Raw genomic sequence first — 3,678 nt, 5'->3', positions numbered from 1 at the left:
GCTCTGTGCGCTTCGTGTTCCTCCGAAGATCGACATGGGGCCGATGGCCACAGAACGCGGTATCTCGCTTGGGCAACGACGCAGTGACATCGAGCGCGTTCTGGGCCCTCCGCATCGAACGGATCAAGTCGAGGGCGGATCGGATATCAACCATTCCCCCCGGCTCGGCCGAACGAGGCTCGTCTACGAGATCGAGAACGACACGCTGTTCAACTTCTTCTGCTTGGGCGACACAGGCAGTCTCAGCAGCATCCTCCTGGCCGACACCCCGTGACGTGCCATCGACGGAGTCATCCCCCGATGGCACCCGCTAACGCTCAGTTCTTGCGAATGAACGCCAGCAGATCCTGGTTCAACCGCTCCTTGTGCGTGTCGGTCAGCCCGTGCGGCGCGCCCGCATAGACGATCAGCTGCGCCCCCTTGACCAGCTTCGCCGACGCCCGGCCCGAGATGTCGATCGGCACGATCTGGTCGTCGTCGCCGTGGATCACCAGCGTCGGCACGTCGAACTTCTTCAGGTCCTCGGTGAAGTCGGTCTCCGAGAAGGCCTTGATCGAGTCCAGCGTGTTCTTGTGGCCGCCCGTCATGCCCTGCAGCCACCAGTTGTCGATCAGGCCTTGCGAGACCTTCGCGCCGGGGCGGTTGAAGCCGTAGAACGGGCCGCTCGCGACGTCCTTGTAGAGCTGCGAGCGGTTCTCGATCTGCGCCTTGCGCAGGCCGTCGAACACCTCGATCGGCACGCCGTTCGGGTTGACCTTGCCCTTGACCATCTGCGGCGGCACGGCCGAGACCAGCACCGCCTTCGCCACCTTGCCGGTGCCATGCCGGCCGATGTAGCGCGCCACCTCGCCGCCGCCGGTCGAGAAGCCCACCAGCACCGCCTTCCTGCCCTTCAGGTCGACGGCCTCGATCACCGCGGCCAGGTCGTCGGCGTAGTGGTCCATGTCGTTGCCGTCCCAGGGCTGGCTCGATCGGCCGTGGCCGCGGCGGTCATGGGCGATCACGCGGTAACCCTGGTCGGCCAGGAACAGCATCTGCGATTCCCAGCTGTCCGAATCGAGCGGCCAGCCGTGGCTGAAGATCACCGGCTGGCCATCGCGCGGGCCCCAGTCCTTGTAGTACAGCTGCACGCCGTCCTTCGTGGTGATGTAGCTGCCCGCAGGCTGGGCGGCAACTGCCGCCGGCTTGGCGGCAGCCGGTGCCTTCTGCGCGGCGTTCGCGGCGCCGGCAAAAGCGGCGACGGCCGAGAGAGCGATCAGGGATTTGGTGAATGCATTCATGTGAGGCTCCTGGATGAAGAAAGGATGTATTGCGCTTACGAAAAGATCGTGTACGAAGTAAAAATCAGGTCTTGGTGTCGTGCGTCATGGCATCGGTCGTCGAGGGTGAAGGAAGGAGGAGGGGAGAAGCAGAGCGCCGCGTCAGGCCGCTGCGTGCCCGAACATGCGGCCGCGCAACGCCAGCAGGCGGTCGCGCAGGTCGAGGATCTCGGCCACCGGCATGTCGGCGGCGGTGGCGATGCACTGCGGCAGGTGCGCCGAACGGGCCTTGAGGGCGCGGCCGGCGTCGGTCAGCGTGACCAGCACTTGGCGTTCGTCGACGGCCGAGCGGGTGCGGTCGATCAGGCCGGACGATTGCAGGCGCTTCAGCAGCGGCGTCAGCGTCGGCGAATCCAGGAACACCCGCTCGCTGATCTCGCCGACGGTCAGGTCGTCGCGCTCCCACAGCACCATCATCACCAGGTACTGCGGGTAGGTCAGGCCCAGGTCCTTCAGCAGGTCGCGGTAGACCTTGTTGAAGCCCAGCATCGTCGAGTACAGCGCGAAGCACAGCTGTTGGTCGAGTTGCTGGGGGAAGGGGGTGTTGCGTGCCATGGGGCGAATAATACATAGCGTGCAATCTATTTGCAAGCAACTTATCAACTCCAGCGATCGGACCCGTGCCCACAATGCCCGCATGAACCACCGATTCGTCGAAGCCTTCTACTGGGTCGTCACGCTGAAGAGCGTGTCGCGCGCCGCCGAGAAGCTGTTCATCACGCAGTCGGCGATGTCCAGCCGCATCGCCGCGCTCGAAGAAGAACTGGGCGTGCTGCTGCTCGACCGGCGCGACAAGCAGTTCCGCCTGACGGTGGGCGGCCTGCGCTTCTTCACGCACGCGCAGCGGCTGCTCGCGCTGCACCGCGAGATCAAGGCCGAGATGGGCGCCGGGGCCGGTGGCGCGCAGCGCACCGTCTCGCTGCGCATCGGCGTGATCGAGTCGGTGCTGCACTCCTGGCTGATCGACTGGGTGCATCACATGCGCAGCACGAATCCCGATTTCGCGCTCGAGCTGACGGTCGAAACCACGCCGGTGCTGGTCGACCAGGTGCAGCGCGGCGCGCTCGACCTGGCCTTCGCTGCGCTGCCGACCTCGGGCGAGAACCTGCGCAGCCGCGCACTGCCGCCGATGGAGATGGTGTTCGTCGGCCACAAGGACCTGCACCGAAAGCGCCGCTACACGCTCGCCGACCTGGCGCAGCTGGAGCTGCTGACCTTCCAGCGCGGCTCGCAGCCGCACGTCGCGCTGCTCGACCTGTTCCGCGAGGCGGGGCTGGAGCCGCGGCGGGTCCATGCGATCTCGTCGATCTCGGCGATGGTGCAGCTGGTGGAGGGCGGCATCGGCGTCGCGACGCTGCCGCTGGCCGCCGTGTTGCGGCTCGCCGAGCGCCTGCCGATCAAGCCGCTGGCCTGCGAGGTGCCGCTGTTCCCCTTGCCGGTGCATGCGAGCTGGCGCGACGACCCGACCTCGTCGGTGGCGATCGACGTGCTCGACGCCGTGTTCGACTACATCGGCGTGCCGAAGACCGGTGCGAAGACACCGAAGAAGCGCACCAAGAATGGGTGAAAACCCCAACTTGGATCATCGAAAAAATCGATGAGCTGAGCGAAAAATTTCTTGTTTGCGGCAGCGTGCCCGAGGCCAACACAATCCGCTCCATCCGCAAACCCATCTGCCGCCAGGGTCTTGTCATGAAGCCTGAACAAACGTCTTCCAGCGCATCGCGAGCCCGTGCCGAGATCCGCGCCGGCCGCCATGCCAGCCACACCAGCGGCCTGGCCGACGACCACGTGCAGGGCAACCTGGTGATCCTGCCGCAGGCGCTCGCGAACGACTTCCTGCGTTTCTGCCAGCGCAACCCGAAGCCGTGCCCGGTGCTGGCCGTCTCCGAGCCGGGCGACCCGATGCTTCCGACGCTCGGCCACGACATCGACATCCGCAGCGACGTGCCGCGCTACCGCGTGTGGCGCCGCGGCGAGCTGGTCGACGAGGTCACCGACATCGGCACGCTGTGGCGCGACGACCTGGTGAGCTTCGTGATCGGCTGTTCGTTCTCGTTCGAGCAGGCGCTGCTGGATGCCGGCGTGCCGCTGCGCCACGTCGCGCAGAACCGCAACGTCGCGATGTACCGCACCAGCATCGCCACCGTGCCGGCCGGGCCGTTCCACGGGCCGATGGTGGTCTCGATGCGCCCGCTGAAGGCTGCTGACGCCATCCGTGCGGTGCAGGTCACGTCGCGCTTCCCGTCGGTGCACGGTGCGCCGGTGCACCTGGGCGACCCGGCGCTGATCGGCATCGCCGACATCGCCCGCCCCGACTACGGCGATGCCGTCGATGTGATGCCCGACGAGCTGCCGG

At 66.6% G+C, this 3,678-nt stretch carries 5 protein-coding genes; 3 read left to right on the top strand and 2 right to left on the bottom strand.

Annotation, left to right across the window (positions count from 1 at the left end):
- Positions 1–274, top strand: a 274-nt coding sequence (locus AC1D15_RS22040; protein WP_477827647.1) for a hypothetical protein, incomplete at its 5' end; no start/stop codon positions are given.
- A gap of 43 nt (positions 275–317) precedes the next feature.
- Here AC1D15_RS22040 and AC1D15_RS22035 read toward each other — a convergent pair.
- Positions 318–1,280, bottom strand: coding sequence for an alpha/beta fold hydrolase (locus AC1D15_RS22035; RefSeq protein ID WP_477827646.1), 963 nt, complete (start codon positions 1,278–1,280; stop codon positions 318–320).
- 141 nt (positions 1,281–1,421) lie between these two features.
- Complete coding sequence (locus AC1D15_RS22030) at positions 1,422–1,874, bottom strand: MarR family winged helix-turn-helix transcriptional regulator (protein WP_047506144.1); 453 nt, start codon at positions 1,872–1,874, stop codon at positions 1,422–1,424.
- A gap of 82 nt (positions 1,875–1,956) precedes the next feature.
- Between AC1D15_RS22030 and AC1D15_RS22025 the strand changes: the two genes are divergently transcribed.
- Positions 1,957–2,886 (top strand): LysR family transcriptional regulator, encoded by a 930-nt coding sequence (locus AC1D15_RS22025; protein ID WP_477827645.1) that lies wholly within the window; start codon positions 1,957–1,959, stop codon positions 2,884–2,886.
- Between the two features lie 125 nt (positions 2,887–3,011).
- Positions 3,012–3,678: putative hydro-lyase (locus AC1D15_RS22020; RefSeq protein WP_477827644.1), on the top strand; the 667-nt coding region annotated here is incomplete at its 3' end.

It is taken from the genome of Rhizobacter sp. P2_H2 (assembly GCF_056403375.1).
This window is presented reverse-complemented; position numbering and strand designations above follow the sequence as displayed.

Coding starts and splice junctions, on each gene's coding strand:
- AC1D15_RS22035 (WP_477827646.1), bottom strand. CDS start 1,280: ATGAATGCATTCACCAAATCCCTGATCGCTCTCTCGGCCGTCGCCGCT.
- AC1D15_RS22030 (WP_047506144.1), bottom strand. CDS start 1,874: ATGGCACGCAACACCCCCTTCCCCCAGCAACTCGACCAACAGCTGTGC.
- AC1D15_RS22025 (WP_477827645.1), top strand. CDS start 1,957: ATGAACCACCGATTCGTCGAAGCCTTCTACTGGGTCGTCACGCTGAAG.